This is a genomic window from Pseudidiomarina atlantica (assembly GCF_000753735.1).
Taxonomy (GTDB): domain Bacteria; phylum Pseudomonadota; class Gammaproteobacteria; order Enterobacterales; family Alteromonadaceae; genus Pseudidiomarina; species Pseudidiomarina atlantica.
The window spans coordinates 18,012-33,604 of record NZ_JPIN01000007.1 but is presented as its reverse complement, the minus strand read 5'-3'; the positions used below and the strand labels follow the sequence as shown (position 1 = coordinate 33,604).

The window sequence follows — 15,593 nt, the reverse complement described above, 5'->3', positions numbered from 1 at the left end:
AAAGTAGAAGGTCAGATGATGAGGTTGCATTGGTTGTTGATAGGTTTGCTCGTTCCTGTGGTTGCTTTCGCGAATCCCGATGTTGTGAAAGTTAAAGGCTATGATCTCGAATACGAGATTGCCGGAAGTGGCAGTGAAGTGATTCTTTTCGAAGCTGGCGGCAGCGCAGGCATGTCAGACTGGGACCCGGTTTTTCAACGCCTCTCAGAGCACGCAAAAGTTATTCGTTATTCGCGCGTCGGCAACGGCAACTCAACTGCGATTCAGCAGCATTTTACCTCGCGAGATTACGCTGACCATGCCAGCACGTTGCTCATTGAACTAGGCATTCAACAACCCGTTATCTTGATCGCGCATTCCTACGGCGGGAGTGTTGCACGAGACTTTGCAGCAGCTTACCCCGAACAAATAAAAGCGCTGTTGATGTTAGATCCATCGTCCGAACATGACGTTGATATTTTACGCGCAATAGACTTAGAAAAGGGCAACGCAGAAATTGCGCAAATCAAACTCGACGATATGAAGAACGGCATGTCTAATCAATACTTAGACTTCTGGAGCAAGCGGCCGTTGCCCGATTACCCACAAATTAAAGATATGCCGGTAACGGTCATTACTTCGATTAAGAAAATGGAGAATCCGCCGAACTTATTTTTCACCGATCGCGGACGGGCAATGTGGGGCGAACTTTGGCAAGAGTGGGCAGCCGCGTTCCCGCAAGGCAAATCGGTTTTAACTGAAAAAAGCGGGCACTTTGTGCAATTTGATGAGCCTGAACTTGTGGTTAGCGAGCTGTTGTTGTTAATGGAGCATTAGGCAAGGCACACTTATCTCAATCACGCGGAACAACTAAGTAGCGCTTCGTTGTTTTGCTGTTTTGCTCTGCGTTCCCGCCTTCGCAGGCTTTCCGTTCGAGGCAACGCTCGAGGAGATGGCTCAGGAGGCTGACCACATTTTAATCGGTCGCGTCACGGGTGTCGATATGATTGATGGTAACGGTAAGCCTGTCGAAGACAGGGAGGCGCGTACTGGGCCTGGCCTCGAGAACATCATCCGTATACTCATTACCGTCGACGAGGTTCTTGTCACGAACGCATCAAACGTTCCCTCGGTTATTCGAGTGCCATTGGCAAGACACCTCCATTACAGCTTGGGCCAGATCAGCGATGTATATGAGGGTGACACGTTGGTGCGGCTCATTCTGTTGCAGGGAGAAGACTTCACGGGCATCAAGCCAGGCGTCTTCCTTCGGTCCTTGAGCGATAAGGACGAGGCTTTGCGGATTTATGATGCTACACATTGACATAAAGCCGAGTTCATCAACGAGCGCGCAGCAGGAAAAGTGAAGACGAATATCACGTTTTACCACAGAGGAATATGCATGACTAACGATTCTACTTGTCCGGAGTGTGGACGCTCGAACTTGTACCTCAGCAAGGAAGTCTCGTCTGGAGGTGGCTATGCGCCTAACTACCTGCCAGGACTGGGCTCTTTTCTTTCGAGCGCCAAGTTCAGAGTAATTGTGTGTAAAGACTGCGGACTTACGCGCTTCTTCGCTAGCAAAAAGGCGCTTGATAAGCTTCCTGAGTCGAGCCTATGGAATAAGCTCTGATGTATTGCTCGAGCGTTAACGTCCGACAATGGTGCCAAGCAGGCAGTCTGCTATGAGCGATGAGCGGACTGATTACGGCCCAAGTAGCAGCCCCACAATTGCTCAATTTAAAGCCTTTAATCTAACTTCTAACTAAGGTCTATTCGTTTGAAGGCTCAGTTAAACGCTCTGGGACAAAATATGCTCGGTGTTGATATAGCCAAGAAGGCAATAATGCATGCGCTAGTGCCTCAGTACGCAACCTCTGATTGATATTTTGGTCAGTCACAAATTTGCGCTCATCAAAGTTATAGCGACCGGTTCTATCCTCTCCAGGAGTTAAAATGGCCACCCCTTGAGGTGTCATCCATGCGTAGTTATTACCAAATTGCATCATCGCACGATTAGCTGGTGGCACGGTATCATTAGAAATATCCTGACCTATCGCAGGCGTCCAGGCAGATATACCTGCAAGCGATATAACCGTGGGCATTAAGTCGATCTGACTGGTAATTTCATTAATCTCTTTGGGTTGAATAGAGCCTCCCAGAATGAGTCCTGGGATGCGGAACTTTTGGATGGGAACTAATTCGTTTCCATAGACGCGCGTATCGTGATCAGCAACAATCAAAAAAATCGTATCTTCCCAGTAATTACTCGTCTTTGCTTTGTCGATAAACTTACCCAGCGCAAAGTCAGCGTATTTGACAGCGTTTTCTACCGTGTTTTTGGGCGTAGAATAGAGCTCGACTTCATCGTCCGGAAACTCGAAGGGTTCGTGGTTTGACGAAGTAAATACCAAGCTAAAAAAGGGCGTATTCTTTTTAGCTAGTTTCTCAAACCTTTTATGAGCGGTGTCAAACAGGTCCTCATCGCTCACTCCCCAGCTACCGACAAACTTGGGGTTATCAATGTCACTCTGTCCAAGAATAGACTGGAAACCGTTACTTGCGAAAAAGCTCCCCATGTTGTCAAAGTGGGTTTCACCACCATAAAGAAATTCAGTGAAATATCCCTCACGCGACAACAGATCAGCAGCGGTATAAAAATCTTGCTGAGACAATGATAGTTTCACTGTACTCCTTCCCGGAGTGGGTAAGAAGCTGGAAATAACCGCCTCAATACCACGAACTGACCGAGTGCCTGTTGCGTAAAGCTGCTGAAACCACCACCCTTCCTTCCTAAGTTGCTGTAGGTTTGGCGTGACATTGATACCACCGAGATCTTCAACAAAAGTCGCGCCTAAGCTTTCCTCCAAAATAACGACGATATTTTTGGGTTTGTCGAAGCTCCGGGAGGCTTTTTTAAAGTGCACTGTGGGGTATTCCTCAGATGGAAATGCCTTGTCTGCCAGGTGTGGCTGGGCTCGAACTGTGTTAAGAATTTCCTCTAAGCTGGCATCTCCATAGATTCGTGAGGCATTTTCCTCGTGCCGCATACTGTAAATTGCGTACTCTAGCGAATAGGCCGAACTGATAACTAAACTATTCACCAAAGCATCCGATGTAACGGCAAAAAATGCGGGGTTCGCAGGACGATGTGCTAAGGTTGAACGCACGCCGGCAAAAACAAGCACCATCAAAAGCGGCCAAGCAATAAGCGCCCTGCCAGTGTATTGATTATGACCATAAGTAGCCTGGTTTAGTCGCTTAGCAAGCTTAATTAGTCCGTACAGGCAAATACTTAACACTCCCACGGTCAAAAGTAACCAGATTTTAAATCCTCCCCAAAGGGTACTTAGCACTTCCTTGGGGTACTCTAAATACTCAATAAACAGACGGTTAGGCCGTAAATCGTATTGCATAACAAAAGCAGGCGTTGAGATCTCCATAAACGTGATATAGGTGATAGCAATAATCAACCAAATGCTTTGAACTTTTTGCCAAGCTCTTGCACCCCAACGATTTAAAAATAATGGCGCGAATAGCAATAGAGGTAATGTTAGATAACCCATTTGAACGATGTCTGCTCTGAGGCCCATCAACATCAGGTAACTGAGGTTTCCTGCCTCAGTTACGCGATCAAACTGCCATATAAATAATAGTAAGCGACTAATACTTAGTATAATTAAGCCCAGCGAAAAGCCCGCTATAAGCGTCCGGTATTGGAATAGCGACGGCTTCAGTTCTCTTAGTAAAGGTGTATTGCTCATTAGTAGCCCAACTCAGTTCTGATAATGAACGCAATACTAAAAAACAAACCTTAAGCTGAACTTAATATTGACTGCTTACTATGCAGTTTTTCATTCCTAATGAGGTGACTATGAAACCGGGGAAAACTGGCGTAGCCCGAATAATCGACGCAACGCAGTATTCCATGAAAGGGCTTAGAGCGGCGTGGCGTTTTGAAGCGGCCTTTCGACAAGAGGTACTTTTATTGTTGGTGTTGCTGCCAGTTTTAGTGATAGCAGAGCTTGAGCTTTCAGAGCGGTTGCTACTGCTTATGTCATTGCTTGGTTTACTTATTACAGAGCTACTGAACTCCGCCATTGAAGCGGTTGTCGACCGCATTGGCCCCGACTTTCACGAGCTCAGCGGTCGAGCAAAAGACATCGCCTCCGCTGCAGTATTCATTGCTATCTGTCAGTTCATCGTCGTTTGGGTAGCTGTGTTATGGCCGCTTTAGAGTCCATGACGGTTTGGAGGCGTTGGACACGTGTTTTGGTGGTTTTTGTGGCTTTATTACTGGTCGTAGAATTTTTAGAGCTTAAGTTTTTGGTCGCCAATACTTTATACCAGCTCGAAGGGGGACAGTGGTCTTTACGGCACCATTTTATCACTGAAACGATTCTTCATGACGGTATACGGAAGCTTAATCTCGCATTTGTAGTGTTTGTCCTATTCCTAACCGTGGCTCAGTTCTTACCAACCAAAAGGGACAGCAAGCGGCGCCGGTATGTATTGTTACTCTTATCGGTTTTGTTGTCTTTTGGTTTAGTGAATTACCTTAAGGCTATGCTTGGTATGGACTGTCCTTGGGATTTGCAATTATACGGAGGAGCCAAACCATATATCAGCTTATGGTCGTTCAACGACACTCATTTTGGGTCGGGTCGGTGCTTCCCTTCGGGACATTCAAGTATTGGCTTTGCCTGGATTGCTCTGTACTTTTTCTGGCGTAAAAGCAGACCTTTTCTTGCGAGAGCTTCGCTGACTCTGTCACTTTCTTCCGGCTTTGTACTTGGAGGTGTTCAACAGCTCCGGGGCGCACACTTCTTTATTGATGACATAACAACAGCATTCATCTGTTGGAGCGTTTCTTTATTTATCTTTCATATAGGTGAGCAATATGCAGCGACTGACGCTTAATTTTCCAGCTCTATTAATACTCGTTGCGGCTTGGCTTGCTCTTGGATACTCGGGTCCTCTTATGAGTGCGTTGAGTGAATACGGGGTTCATGGGTTCACGCAAGTCAAACTGGTGGTGTTCATTGCTTTTTTCTATACTGTTGCGCTCGCCATCAGCCGATGCGTTAATGCTTTCAAGCCATTCGCAATATTGTTGTTTGTTCTTGCTGCTCCTGCACTTTTTTACATGTCGGAATATGGCATTATCATTGATGCAGATATGATAATTAATGCAATTGAGACCGATACGGCTGAGGCTCGCGACCAACTCTCTGGGAGTTTTTTTGAAACCTTCATAACACTTGGTGTTATCCCTTCGTTATTGCTGGCGTATATAAAACTCCCCCCCTTCCAGTACGGCAACAAAAATAAAACAAGGCATTGCAGCGGCGACTTGCTTTTCAGTATTAGCGGTCGGTATCGCTTACACCAGTTATGACGACTTCGCTTCTTTATTTCGCAACCATCGAGATATGAAGTACAGAGTCGCTCCTTTCAACGTCATATCAGCAACCGTCTCGGCTTTGAAACGAAAATTAGAGACCCCAACTCAATTTATAAGATTAGGGCAAGATGCCTTTCAGGTAAGTACGTCTGAAAAACCGAGAGTCATGGTAATCGTTTTGGGTGAGACAGCGCGTGCGGACCATTTTTCAATCAATAACTATGCTCGGCTGACAACGCCTTCACTGAATGCGCTCATGACATCAGAGCCAATATTCAGCTATAAAAGCGCTACATCGTGTGGAACGGCAACTGCTATTTCAGTGCCGTGCATGTTCAGTTTTTTAACAGCTGATAATTACTCGGATGTTGCTAGAAACTCGAGTAATGTATTAGATGTTTTAGAAACTGCCGGTATTAATGCAACATGGATAGAAAATAACTCTGGCTGCAAAGATGTCTGTAATCGAATTAAAACCGTCAAAATGAGCGAGTCCCGATGTGGGGAGTTGGAATGCTATGATGTAGATATGCTCGAACAACTCAAATCTTGGTTAAGCAATTTGCATCAGGACTCAATTATTGTGCTTCATCAAATGGGAAGTCATGGGCCTGCCTATTACGAACGGTCGCCTAACGAAATGAAACGGTTTTTACCCGAATGCAAAAGTCAAGAGCTGTCGAATTGTTCTGTGGATGAAATTACTAATGCTTATGACAACAGTTTGCTCGTCACCGATCAACTTGTAAGTCAGGTCATAAAGTTATTGAAAAGCCATACTGAACTGGACAGCAGTATGATGTATGTATCTGACCACGGTGAATCACTAGGGGATAACGGTATCTATCTGCATGGCTTGCCTAACTGGATAGCTCCAGAAGAACAGCGTCACATACCCTGGATAGTATGGCCGTCCGACGAATTTAATGTAAGTAAACACGAAACGGGCGCTACTATCAGTCATGATAATTTTTCGCATACGATCCTGGGCTACTTTAATGTTGAAGCCTCTGTTTACAACGAACACCTTGATTTAACTAAACCTGATGGACGGTACGCACATGCGTTTGCTACTCCTAGAAGATGATAAGCATTTGGCTGAGGGAATAATCAAGGGTCTAGGCCGAATGGGATACCTGGTTGAGCTAGCGGCAAACTTGTCTGAAGCTGAGAGCGCCCTTAGGACAGATAAATTTGACCTTGCAATATTTGATCTCGGACTGCCCGATGGAAATGCCGTACCACTGATTAAAAAGTTAAGGAAAGCAGGCCAAGAAATCCCGATTCTCGTACTTACAGCGTGGGATGATATTGATACTAAAGTACTGGCATTAAACGAAGGCGCCAACGACTATGTGGTTAAGCCTTTTGAATTACGCGAATTAGAAGCGCGTATTCGAGTGCAGGTTCGCAAAGCAAACCAACACTTAAACGATATTATAACCTGTGGGCAACTGAATATTGACCTTTCATCACAGGAATGCCGTTTTCGTGACAAAATGATTAATTTAACTCGGCTTGAGTGGTTGTTACTGAAACAGTTAGCGCTACACAAAGGAAAAATAGTGAGTAAAGAGCAATTAGCGAATGCATGCTATGGCTGGGGAGGCGAACATGAGAGTAATTCGCTGGAAGTACACATTCACCATTTACGCAAGAAAATCGATGGTAATCTTATCTCAACGATAAGAGGCCTAGGTTATCGCTTACAAGATGCGTCATCATGAGCCTGTGGTCACTTCGTCGCTCATTGGTTGTTGGCATCAACTTAGCCGTGGTTACTGTACTTGCCGTCACGGCTTGGGCGAGTTACAGAGATATTCTGCATGAGCTGGATGAGGTTTTTGATGCACAACTTGCTCAGACCGCAAAGTCGCTCGCAACGTTTTATGCGCCCGCTAAAAATAAACTGTCTGTCACTCAAATAATTCCGATATCGCAATATGATGATACCGGAGAGGATAGCTACGCTGAAGAAAAAGGTCCCAGCGGCCATAAATACGAGTCTAAGATTGGCTATCAAATTTACAATGTCGACGGTAATTTGCTGGCTTCAACAAACCAGGCTCAATCATTGAACCTTAAGGGTTTAGAAGCGGGTTACCATACATTAAAGAGTGACAAAAACACGTGGTTTATCTTTAGCTACTTCGAGGAATCCAAAGGCATATGGGTTCATACTTTTCAGCGTCAGGATGTTCGAGGTGAGCTGAGTGGCTACTTGGCCTCAGAGCAACTCTATCCACTATTATTAATGTGGGTTCCAATTAGCCTATTAATACTCCTCATCGTTTATATTGTCCTAAAACCCGTAAAACGTTTTGCTGCAGACCTAAGAGCTAGGGAGTTAAATAATTTGTCGCCAGTTGAGTCCGAACTGCCTAATGAGTTAGTTCCGATCCGGCAAGCACTCAATCGGTTGTTGCATCAAATTAAAATGTTCTCGGAACGCGAAAAGCGGTTTGTCGCTGATGCTTCTCACGAACTGCGCACACCGTTAAGCGCAATCCAAGTACACGCCGAAAATGTCATTTCAGCTGATTCACTTGACGATGCCAAGCACTCTGGCAGGTCCATTTTTAACTCCGTGGAGCGAATGTCACGCCTTGTTAATCAACTGTTGTTGTTGAATCGGCTTGATAGCCTAAACTTTACTGAAAAGTTTGAGGAAGTTGAAATCAGTAAGTTGGTCTCTTTGGCGCTAAATCACTTACCAATCAATAAAGTGGAAAATCACCAATGGCACATTGATGTTTCCTCTATTCGAATAATTTGTGACGAAACTCTTATCGTTAGTGTTTTAACCAACCTGTTGTCCAATGCAATGAAATTTTCGCCGAAAGGTTCGAAAATACAGGTAGTCGCGCTCGAGACTGCTAACAGAGTCATTATCAAGGTTGCTGATGAAGGCAAGGGTGTCCCTAAAGAAACACTTGAGCGGTTGGGGGAGCGCTTCTATCGACTTCAAGAACATAGTGCTGTATCAGGCGCTGGTTTAGGCCTGTCGATTACACAAAAGATAGTGCAACTGCACCATGGAAAAATTTCATTCAACAACTCACATCCCACGGGGCTTGAAGTGCACATAGAGTTACCTAAGTGAAACCTTGGGAAGTGATCGTATTTTACTGTTGGTGCCTCTAACAATTAATATCATGAGGTGCTAGCGTCCGCTGTTGGCACTATGCTGGCGGTCAGCAACGAGCGAAAAGCAGACCTTATGATTTTCGGCCTAATCCAACTAGTGACTAGCCGCCCGTTATTAGTAAGTGTCGGTGTCGCTAGCGATGCACGGCACATTCACTTTGGGAATATTGCGCGTTTTGCTGTTGTGTTTTTTATTTAAGTCGTTTACTGTCAATGACATAACAAAAAAATAAAAGTTGGATATTGTGCGATCGGTAGAGTGTAACTGAGCATGCTCAAATTGCCTTTGCTAACTCGGATTCTTTCAAGTTAGGAATGCCTGCTTGCTCAGTAAGTTAAGAGCTGAAAACCATCAATTGGACGAGTTGCTAAACGCGCACGCACAATATACAAATGTTAGATGTAATTAACCGGAAAGTTGCGCACGAATAATTTTTTTCTTCAAGACTGCAATTTTAAGAGAAAAAGACATATACTCCCTTCGAATCATATTGGAGGCGGATCATGAAAAGCTGGTTATTTCTTACTATTTCGATTCTTGGAGAGGTAGTTGCAACATCTGCATTAAAGTCCAGTGAAGGTTTTACGAAGCTCGTACCATCTTTCATCGTAATTGTTGGCTATGGAATTGCATTTTATTTCCTTTCATTGGTCTTGAAGTCTATTCCTGTAGGGGTGGCCTATGCAGTTTGGTCTGGCCTTGGCGTAGTATTAGTCACTGCTGTTGCATGGGGGCTTTACGGGCAAAAGATTGATGCATGGGGTTTCGTGGGTATTAGTTTAATAGTTTGCGGTGTATTGGTTTTAAATTTGCTTTCTAAGGCAAGCGTTCATTAAGTGGCACTGGCATCTAACAATCGGCAGCAGGCGGACAGCCTACACTACGCGGTTTTGTGTTACTCGCTGCGCTCAAACATTAACACAAAACCGCTCCGTTACGGCTGCCGCTGTGCCGGGCGTTATGTGTAAGGAGAGCATGGATGCAGTTTAAAGCCATCCCGATTATTCGGATTTTCGATGAGGCAAAGGCCAAGGAGTTCTATCTGGAATTTCTCGGTATGTCCTTGGATTGGGAGCACCGCTTTGAGGCGGGCTTCCCTATCTATATGCAGGTTTCCCGAGGCGATCTGGTCTTTCATCTGAGTGAGCATTCAGGTGATTGCACTCCCGGTTCCAAAACGTTTGTGAATACGGATGAGCTTGAGGCGTTGCACCACGAAATAACGTCGCGAGGCTACAGATACTCCAGGCCGGAAATTACAGCAGCACCGTGGGGCGACAGGGTGTTTGAAGTGGTAGATCCGTTTTCAAACAGAATCTTGTTCAATGAACGCACAACCACATAACCATGCAAGTCACGGCGACGTCTACTGCATTGCGGCTTCGCCTCCATTCCGTAGCCGCGCGTGCTTAGCGGCGTTAGCAGCCACTCCTTTCTAGCTATCTTGCCAAATGAGTAAAAAAAGGAATAATTTATACTCATGAACATTTTCGAGTTTGATGACGAAAAAAGCCAGGCGAATCGCCATAAGCACGGCATTGACTTCGGATTTTAGGTGAGCGCACAATAATGACTCCTGCAATTAATATAGCTAAGAAACATCAAATAGGGCACACAGTGCATGAGTACGTTCATGATGCGTCGGTGTCGTCTTATGGTGCTGAAGCGGCAGAGAAACTGGGTGCGCCTGCAGAGCAGGTATTTAAAACCCTGGTGGTGTGTCTTGATGACAGCGAATTGGCTGTCGCCATTATTCCCGTGCTATCCAGGCTTAGCCTCAAACTTGCGGCAAAAGCGCTTGGCGCTAAACGTGCTCTGATGGCTACAAAATCTGATGTAGAACGCTCGACAGGATATGTTCTGGGCGGGGTCAGCCCACTAGGTCAAAAGAAACGCCTGAGAACGGTCATTGATATATCGGCGGATCGCCATACTTCAATCTTTGTTAGCGCCGGTCGCCGAGGGGTCGATCTGGAGCTGAGCCCGAGCGACTTAAAAACGCTGTTAAATGGGAAGTTCGCGGAACTGTGTCAGTAAACTTCATGGAGTCAGTCAGTTGCGCTGGGTCATTGAATTATTTAAGGAAGAACATGCTCCGAAGACTTACCTTGTTACTACTGTTACCTTTCCCAGTATTCGCTGAGGTGTCAGACAAAATGCCTTCGCAGCAGAATCTGTGGGTAACAGGCCTGGTGCTGGCGGTGTGCCTGGGCTTAGCCGTACGCTGGTCGACATGGACGTAGCAGGTATTACCTACAATGATACCTATTACATAAAGAAAGAGGCTGCAAACGAGCTTCGGGTTCACTTCCACGAGTTGGTTCATGTGTTGCAGTGGCGAGAGCTCGCTCCTCAAGGTTTCATCGAGCGCTACATTCGAGAGATTCAATATTTTGGGTATAACAACGCTCCGCTGGAAAAGATGGCCTATGCCTTAGATGGACATTACCAAAGCAAGGGACGGCATCTCAGCGTTGAGCAGTTTGTCCGAGAAAATTTATAACAATTCGCGTAACTCGGAGGCACTAAAGTGTGCCGGCGCGCTCCGCGTTAACGTCCGCTCCTGGCACAAAGCTGACTATCAAGCTCTCAAATTTATTCGCTTCTACCGAGCGTCAACATAACAACCTAGGAGTTGTAATCCAAGAACGTAAACATTATAAAAGTTGTTTTTCGTAAAAATACAGCGTATAAGTTGTATATTGAGAAAAAACAATACATAGGTTGTTTCATGAAAACGTTGAAAGAGCTTAGCGAACTACTAGTCGAAGAGCGCAAGAAACGAGGACTGTCACAAAAAGACATGCGTATGCTGATTGGCATGTCGCAGCAACAGTATCAGCGCGTTGAGTCAGGGCAGGACCTAAAAGTTTCGACCTTGTTGCGTATTCTTGTGGGTTTAGGCTTGGAGTTGTCGATTTCAGATCCTACTAGCATCGATAGCAAACGTACGACACCAACAAACGCAGAGTCTGAAAATGTGTGGGCTGGTAAGCATAAGCATCTTGAGGACTAACGGCCATGAATACGAAACGCAAAGAGTATGTTGAAGGCCTCATGCTGAGCATCAACAATCAAGAAGTTGGTGTCATCTCACATTATTCGGGTGGCAAGAACATCTTCGTATTCTCTCCAAATTATATAGCGTTGCCTGGCCCTAAGCGCAATACATTCACTATGTCGCAGTTAATCGATGAACGCTACCTTCAGCAACCGCTCATCAGTTCACAACGCCTGCCGCCAGTCTTGTCGAACTTGTTGCCCGAGGGAGCATTGAGACAATGGATGGCGCAGTCACTGAAAGTCCACATTGATAATGAATTCATTTTGCTGGTGCACATGGCAGGTAGTTTACCTGGTGGTGTAATTGCAGCGCCTATCGTTGTTGGCCAAATGCCTGCGTGGGCGCTCGATCATCGTGAACAAGTTGAAGCGGTACAGATAGATGTTGAGCATTCGCAAACTAAGTTTTCCTTAGCTGGTGTGCAGATGAAGTTTTCCTCAGTTCGGAATCAGGACGGTCGATTTAACATCGGCACTGATGCGAACCAGGATAGCTGGATCATCAAGACACCGTCGACTGTGCACAAATATGTGCCTTACAATGAATTCTCGGCGATGCGCCTCGCGGAGGCCGTCGGTGTTGATATTCCAGAAATAAAGTTAGTTAAATTATCTGACCTAGATAACTTACCGAATATTCAGTTGCCCAATGAGCAACATGCTTATGCGATTAAGCGATTTGATAGAAGCCATGGGCAACGCATTCACACCGAAGATTTTGCGCAAATTTTCGGTGTGTACCCCCATGAGAAGTATAAAAAGCATAATTACGAACAAATCGCTGATGCACTTTATTCGTCTAGCCATCAAGCTTTAAAAGACGTTCAGCAAATGGCGCGGCGTTTGCTAGTGAATATATTGCTTGCTAATGGTGATGCCCATCTTAAAAATTGGTCAGTAATTTATACTGATCCGCAGCGGCCAAAGTTATCACCTGCCTACGATATCGTTTCAACGTTACCGTACGTCAACGACGAGACAGAATTTGCGCTGAACATGGCCGGAAATAAGAATTGGTATCAGGTCAATATGACTTCGTTTGAAACTTGGTCTAATCGTGTTGGTCTACCTTGGCAGGCGATTAAGGTTCACCTAATTGATACCTTAGAAAAAGCGCGTTCAGCTTGGCCTCAGCTATTAACCGAACTGCCTATACACGAAGCACACAAAAAGACACTACGAGCGCATTGGTCGAAACTGCATGATGATTTTCGGATTGAATAAGAGACAGTGGCTACCGCATTTCAGTATTTTACTCGCATGTAAGAGATGCATTGGCACGCGCAACTAGTGTCTACCTAGCCAAAGGACTTAAGTATGACCCTAAACCTAAAACAAGTAGATGGCGTTCCCATTCAAGCGAAGCACAAAGCTACGTGTCACTGTGGCGCGGTAGAGATTGAATTAACTTTGCCCGACGGTCTTGTTGACGTGCGTCGGTGCGATTGCTCTATGTGTCGTAGAAGAGGCGCCATAGCTGCGTCAGTTCCTTTGTCAGGTATCAATATCGTGAAGGGTGCGGAATTGCTGACGCTTTATCAATTCAATACACGAACGGCAAAGCATTATTTTTGCTCCAAATGTGGCATTTACACCCATCATCAGCGCCGCTCAAACCCAAGCCAATATGGCTTTAATGTGGCATGCTTAGAAGGTATTAACCCGCTAAAAATTGACGGTATTCCGACCTATGATGGCGTGAATCACCCTGCGGATCGTGGTTAGCGAGCAGACGACATCAAATAGGATTTATAAAATGCGAACTCGCGTCAAAAAAGCACTCAGCGCCGTTCTGCTCGGTACCGGACTATTAATTCCGGTAGGCGTATCAACAGCCCTAGCAAACATAAACGACGCAAACAGCGGTAAAGCGGAATCAAAAAGCCAAACGGTAGTCGAAAAGGTCGATCAAGCGCTCTTTCTGCTCGGTACATTTGATGCCTATACGTCAGATAAAGTCATTGCCATATTGCAAGACTCACCCGAAATCGAATTGATTGTGCTCACCGCAAATGGCGGTTCTATCAACGATCGCGATACGATCAAGCTCGGACATTACATTCGCCAGCAAGGCCTCGATACGCATCTGATGGCGAACGGCGTAGCCGCTTCCGGTGGAGTAAGTTTGTTCTTGTCCGGCGCTCGTCGTTCGGTGGGTGAGGGCGCGCATGTCGGCGTGCACTCATGGGCGCAATGCTCTGGCGACGGCAATTCACGTCAATGTAAACAGGCAAAGGACTTTCCGAGACACGACGAAGCGCACGACCTGCATCGCGACTATATCCAAAGAATGTTAGGAGTCGACGATTTCTACTGGTTTTCAATCACGTCGGCTCCGCATAATGGAATCTACTGGCTGTCGGAAAGTGATTTACGAACCTTTCAAATTACCAATCATCAATTGGCGCAGAGTTTGCAGATTCCGTTCCAAGATGAGTTCGAGCAAGAATATAAACGTACCTGTCATAACTGCCCCTAAACGGTGTTCCGCAGTTATAACAGCGAAACTGTTATTTTTGAGCAAATTGAAGGGTATTTGCACTTACATACATGAGAAATCGAACAAGGAAAGCCAATGACTATCCATCGTGGTTCGTGCCTCTGCGGCACTGTCAGTTTTACCGTTGAAGGCGACTTCGACAGCTTTTACCTGTGCCATTGCAAGCACTGCCAAAAAGACACGGGTTCAGCGCACGCAGCTAATTTGTTCTCGCAGTCAGCGCAACTCAGTTGGTTATCGGGAAACGATGCAGTGACCTTGTTTACACTGCCTGATTCGCGACATAGCAGAAGTTTTTGCAAGCATTGTGGTTCTGCGCTGCCGAACACGCAAAACGAGGGGATGCTGGTGGTACCGGCAGGCTGTTTAGATACTGAGGTCACGCTGACGCCAACGGCGCATCTATTTACCGCGAGCAGCGCAAGCTGGGAAGAGCTTATCGATAAGATTCCGGTTTTCGCTGGCTTCCCAACAAGAAGCTAAGCATTTCCGTCAAGGAAGTTTCACGTTCTTCGATGGTGATCTGTACGTCAACCAGCGGCCGCTCAGTTAACTGATCCTTTCAGAACGTCGCCTCGAACTTGAAAATGTTCAAACGGTCGAATTTCGGTAGAAATCAACTTTAATAGAAAACTATTCCGACGTCTCAAGCGTACAACACTCAAACCCCAAAACGAGTGACAAAGATGTTTGGATTATTCAAATCGAGCCCGACCAAGAAGATGCGCAAAGAGCTAGAGCAGCTGCAAAAGAAAGCCATGGAAATGCAGCGCAACGGCGATATCCGCGGTAGCTCGCACATCAGTCAAGAAGCGGATGAACTGTGGAAGAAGATTCAGGAAATAGAGGCCGCAGAGAAATAAGCTGCGGCCTAACGCTTCTAGCGACGATTCCAGCCTGAGAGGGCAAACAGTACCAGAGCGACGATAGCGCCTAGGGTATCGGCGAGCATGTCTTTTTGGGCGTCCCAAATGTCGCCTTGCGAACCGAGAAACTCCAGACCTGCGTCGCCACCTTCAATGACAGCAAATTGCCATTCAATGATTTCGTAGGCGGCGGCCACGGCCATGATAAAGAACAAGCCGAACAACATGGCGGTCACTGGGCGTGCCCATTGTTTGCGTACTAATAATTCGGCTGCAGCGTAGGCATAAAAGCCGACACTGAAATGCGCGATGCGGTCGTAGTGATTGCGTTCAAAGTCAAAGGTGTTGGTGACCCAATCAAAAGGCACATTGGCGAACGTGTAGTGGGCGCCAATAGTGTGCATGATCAGCAATACACTCATGAGCACGTAAGCGGTATTGCTAAAGCGAAATGCGCGGTAGGTGGCCAATAAGCTGGCAAATATGGCCATAATTGGAATCATTTCGGCCCACCACACGGTGCTATCGGCGGGGTCTATGTAGGACCACACCATGGTGGCACTAATGACAATCGCGAGAAAATGCGGTACGCGTGCTTGCCAACCTGAGTAGACGGGAGGGGTTGCGACCATG

The 15,593-nt window shown here is 46.1% G+C and carries 20 protein-coding genes; 18 read left to right on the top strand and 2 right to left on the bottom strand.

The features are described 5' to 3' along the window. Window positions 1-18: 18 nt before the first annotated feature. Together IDAT_RS07315 and IDAT_RS07310 are read left to right on the top strand one after the other, a co-directional pair. Entirely contained in the window at window positions 19-816 is a 798-nt protein-coding gene (locus tag IDAT_RS07315) for an alpha/beta fold hydrolase (RefSeq protein WP_034732394.1), read from the top strand. Window positions 817-982: 166 nt separating this feature from the next. Further along, entirely contained in the window at window positions 983-1,303 is a 321-nt protein-coding gene (locus IDAT_RS07310) for a hypothetical protein (protein WP_156099498.1), read from the top strand. A gap of 448 nt (window positions 1,304-1,751) precedes the next feature. On the opposite strand, the gene IDAT_RS07300 is transcribed toward IDAT_RS07310, so the two are convergent. Continuing rightward, window positions 1,752-3,743, bottom strand: a complete 1,992-nt coding sequence (locus IDAT_RS07300) for an LTA synthase family protein (RefSeq protein ID WP_034732391.1) — start codon at window positions 3,741-3,743, stop codon at window positions 1,752-1,754. A gap of 110 nt (window positions 3,744-3,853) precedes the next feature. Between IDAT_RS07300 and IDAT_RS07295 the strand changes: the two genes are divergently transcribed. The 16 genes from IDAT_RS07295 to IDAT_RS13295 all read left to right on the top strand — a co-directional run bounded on the left by IDAT_RS07295 (window position 3,854) and on the right by IDAT_RS13295 (window position 14,957). Next, a complete protein-coding gene (locus IDAT_RS07295) occupies window positions 3,854-4,216 on the top strand; it encodes a diacylglycerol kinase (RefSeq protein ID WP_034732390.1) in 363 nt (120 codons plus the stop codon). Next, window positions 4,204-4,899 (top strand): phosphatase PAP2 family protein, encoded by a 696-nt coding sequence (locus tag IDAT_RS07290; protein WP_034732389.1) that lies wholly within the window; start codon window positions 4,204-4,206, stop codon window positions 4,897-4,899. Before IDAT_RS07295 ends, IDAT_RS07290 begins: the two co-directional genes overlap by 13 nt. Continuing rightward, window positions 4,880-5,377 (top strand): phosphoethanolamine transferase domain-containing protein, encoded by a 498-nt coding sequence (locus IDAT_RS13470; RefSeq protein WP_280113580.1) that lies wholly within the window; start codon window positions 4,880-4,882, stop codon window positions 5,375-5,377. The genes IDAT_RS07290 and IDAT_RS13470 overlap by 20 nt, the downstream gene beginning before the upstream one ends. Next, window positions 5,307-6,470 (top strand): phosphoethanolamine transferase, encoded by a 1,164-nt coding sequence (locus tag IDAT_RS13465; protein WP_341871925.1) that lies wholly within the window; start codon window positions 5,307-5,309, stop codon window positions 6,468-6,470. Before IDAT_RS13470 ends, IDAT_RS13465 begins: the two co-directional genes overlap by 71 nt. Beyond that, window positions 6,445-7,110, top strand: coding sequence for a response regulator (locus tag IDAT_RS07280; RefSeq protein ID WP_034732388.1), 666 nt, complete (start codon window positions 6,445-6,447; stop codon window positions 7,108-7,110). The genes IDAT_RS13465 and IDAT_RS07280 overlap by 26 nt, the downstream gene beginning before the upstream one ends. Beyond that, a complete protein-coding gene (locus tag IDAT_RS07275; RefSeq protein WP_034732387.1) occupies window positions 7,107-8,486 on the top strand; it encodes an ATP-binding protein in 1,380 nt (459 codons plus the stop codon). The genes IDAT_RS07280 and IDAT_RS07275 overlap by 4 nt, the downstream gene beginning before the upstream one ends. 548 nt (window positions 8,487-9,034) lie before the next feature. Beyond that, window positions 9,035-9,367, top strand: a complete 333-nt coding sequence (gene qacK, locus IDAT_RS07270; RefSeq protein ID WP_034732386.1) for a quaternary ammonium compound efflux SMR transporter QacK — start codon at window positions 9,035-9,037, stop codon at window positions 9,365-9,367. 143 nt (window positions 9,368-9,510) lie between these two features. Then, window positions 9,511-9,876 carry a glyoxalase superfamily protein gene (locus IDAT_RS07265; RefSeq protein ID WP_034732385.1) on the top strand — a complete coding sequence of 122 codons (366 nt, stop codon included), beginning with the start codon at window positions 9,511-9,513 and terminating at the stop codon, window positions 9,874-9,876. 224 nt (window positions 9,877-10,100) lie between these two features. Beyond that, window positions 10,101-10,568 (top strand): Cys-tRNA(Pro) deacylase, encoded by a 468-nt coding sequence (gene ybaK, locus IDAT_RS07260; RefSeq protein ID WP_034732384.1) that lies wholly within the window; start codon window positions 10,101-10,103, stop codon window positions 10,566-10,568. Between the two features lie 196 nt (window positions 10,569-10,764). Continuing rightward, a complete protein-coding gene (locus tag IDAT_RS07255) occupies window positions 10,765-11,034 on the top strand; it encodes a hypothetical protein (protein ID WP_034732734.1) in 270 nt (89 codons plus the stop codon). 228 nt (window positions 11,035-11,262) lie between these two features. Further along, a complete protein-coding gene (locus IDAT_RS07250; RefSeq protein ID WP_051986644.1) occupies window positions 11,263-11,547 on the top strand; it encodes a helix-turn-helix domain-containing protein in 285 nt (94 codons plus the stop codon). Between the two features lie 5 nt (window positions 11,548-11,552). Continuing rightward, window positions 11,553-12,818: a type II toxin-antitoxin system HipA family toxin gene (locus IDAT_RS07245; RefSeq protein ID WP_034732383.1), complete on the top strand. Its 1,266-nt coding sequence runs from the start codon at window positions 11,553-11,555 to the stop codon at window positions 12,816-12,818. A 93-nt stretch (window positions 12,819-12,911) separates the two neighbouring features. Continuing rightward, window positions 12,912-13,319, top strand: coding sequence for a GFA family protein (locus IDAT_RS07240; protein ID WP_034732382.1), 408 nt, complete (start codon window positions 12,912-12,914; stop codon window positions 13,317-13,319). A gap of 31 nt (window positions 13,320-13,350) precedes the next feature. After that, entirely contained in the window at window positions 13,351-14,073 is a 723-nt protein-coding gene (locus tag IDAT_RS07235; protein ID WP_051986643.1) for a hypothetical protein, read from the top strand. A gap of 96 nt (window positions 14,074-14,169) precedes the next feature. Then, window positions 14,170-14,577, top strand: coding sequence for a GFA family protein (locus IDAT_RS07230; protein WP_034732381.1), 408 nt, complete (start codon window positions 14,170-14,172; stop codon window positions 14,575-14,577). A 203-nt stretch (window positions 14,578-14,780) separates the two neighbouring features. After that, window positions 14,781-14,957 (top strand): DUF6435 family protein, encoded by a 177-nt coding sequence (locus IDAT_RS13295; protein ID WP_126770719.1) that lies wholly within the window; start codon window positions 14,781-14,783, stop codon window positions 14,955-14,957. Between the two features lie 17 nt (window positions 14,958-14,974). Here IDAT_RS13295 and IDAT_RS07225 read toward each other — a convergent pair whose 3' ends face one another. After that, on the bottom strand, window positions 14,975-15,592 hold the full coding sequence (locus tag IDAT_RS07225) for a DUF2238 domain-containing protein (RefSeq protein WP_034732380.1): 618 nt from the start codon (window positions 15,590-15,592) through the stop codon (window positions 14,975-14,977). Window position 15,593: the final 1 nt, after the last annotated feature.

What these genes read in the sequence shown, in the direction of transcription:
- IDAT_RS07280 (WP_034732388.1), top strand. Translation starts at nt 6,445, where the DNA reads ATGCGTTTGCTACTCCTAGAAGATGATAAGCATTTGGCTGAGGGAATA.
- IDAT_RS07310 (WP_156099498.1), top strand. Translation starts at nt 983, where the DNA reads ATGATTGATGGTAACGGTAAGCCTGTCGAAGACAGGGAGGCGCGTACT.
- IDAT_RS07245 (WP_034732383.1), top strand. Translation starts at nt 11,553, where the DNA reads ATGAATACGAAACGCAAAGAGTATGTTGAAGGCCTCATGCTGAGCATC.
- IDAT_RS07275 (WP_034732387.1), top strand. Translation starts at nt 7,107, where the DNA reads ATGAGCCTGTGGTCACTTCGTCGCTCATTGGTTGTTGGCATCAACTTA.
- IDAT_RS07300 (WP_034732391.1), bottom strand. Translation starts at nt 3,743, where the DNA reads ATGAGCAATACACCTTTACTAAGAGAACTGAAGCCGTCGCTATTCCAA.
- IDAT_RS07250 (WP_051986644.1), top strand. Translation starts at nt 11,263, where the DNA reads ATGAAAACGTTGAAAGAGCTTAGCGAACTACTAGTCGAAGAGCGCAAG.
- IDAT_RS07225 (WP_034732380.1), bottom strand. Translation starts at nt 15,592, where the DNA reads ATGGTCGCAACCCCTCCCGTCTACTCAGGTTGGCAAGCACGCGTACCG.
- IDAT_RS07230 (WP_034732381.1), top strand. Translation starts at nt 14,170, where the DNA reads ATGACTATCCATCGTGGTTCGTGCCTCTGCGGCACTGTCAGTTTTACC.
- IDAT_RS07315 (WP_034732394.1), top strand. Translation starts at nt 19, where the DNA reads ATGAGGTTGCATTGGTTGTTGATAGGTTTGCTCGTTCCTGTGGTTGCT.
- qacK (WP_034732386.1), top strand. Translation starts at nt 9,035, where the DNA reads ATGAAAAGCTGGTTATTTCTTACTATTTCGATTCTTGGAGAGGTAGTT.
- IDAT_RS07255 (WP_034732734.1), top strand. Translation starts at nt 10,765, where the DNA reads ATGGACGTAGCAGGTATTACCTACAATGATACCTATTACATAAAGAAA.
- IDAT_RS07265 (WP_034732385.1), top strand. Translation starts at nt 9,511, where the DNA reads ATGCAGTTTAAAGCCATCCCGATTATTCGGATTTTCGATGAGGCAAAG.
- ybaK (WP_034732384.1), top strand. Translation starts at nt 10,101, where the DNA reads ATGACTCCTGCAATTAATATAGCTAAGAAACATCAAATAGGGCACACA.
- IDAT_RS07290 (WP_034732389.1), top strand. Translation starts at nt 4,204, where the DNA reads ATGGCCGCTTTAGAGTCCATGACGGTTTGGAGGCGTTGGACACGTGTT.
- IDAT_RS13470 (WP_280113580.1), top strand. Translation starts at nt 4,880, where the DNA reads ATGCAGCGACTGACGCTTAATTTTCCAGCTCTATTAATACTCGTTGCG.
- IDAT_RS13295 (WP_126770719.1), top strand. Translation starts at nt 14,781, where the DNA reads ATGTTTGGATTATTCAAATCGAGCCCGACCAAGAAGATGCGCAAAGAG.
- IDAT_RS07235 (WP_051986643.1), top strand. Translation starts at nt 13,351, where the DNA reads ATGCGAACTCGCGTCAAAAAAGCACTCAGCGCCGTTCTGCTCGGTACC.
- IDAT_RS07295 (WP_034732390.1), top strand. Translation starts at nt 3,854, where the DNA reads ATGAAACCGGGGAAAACTGGCGTAGCCCGAATAATCGACGCAACGCAG.
- IDAT_RS07240 (WP_034732382.1), top strand. Translation starts at nt 12,912, where the DNA reads ATGACCCTAAACCTAAAACAAGTAGATGGCGTTCCCATTCAAGCGAAG.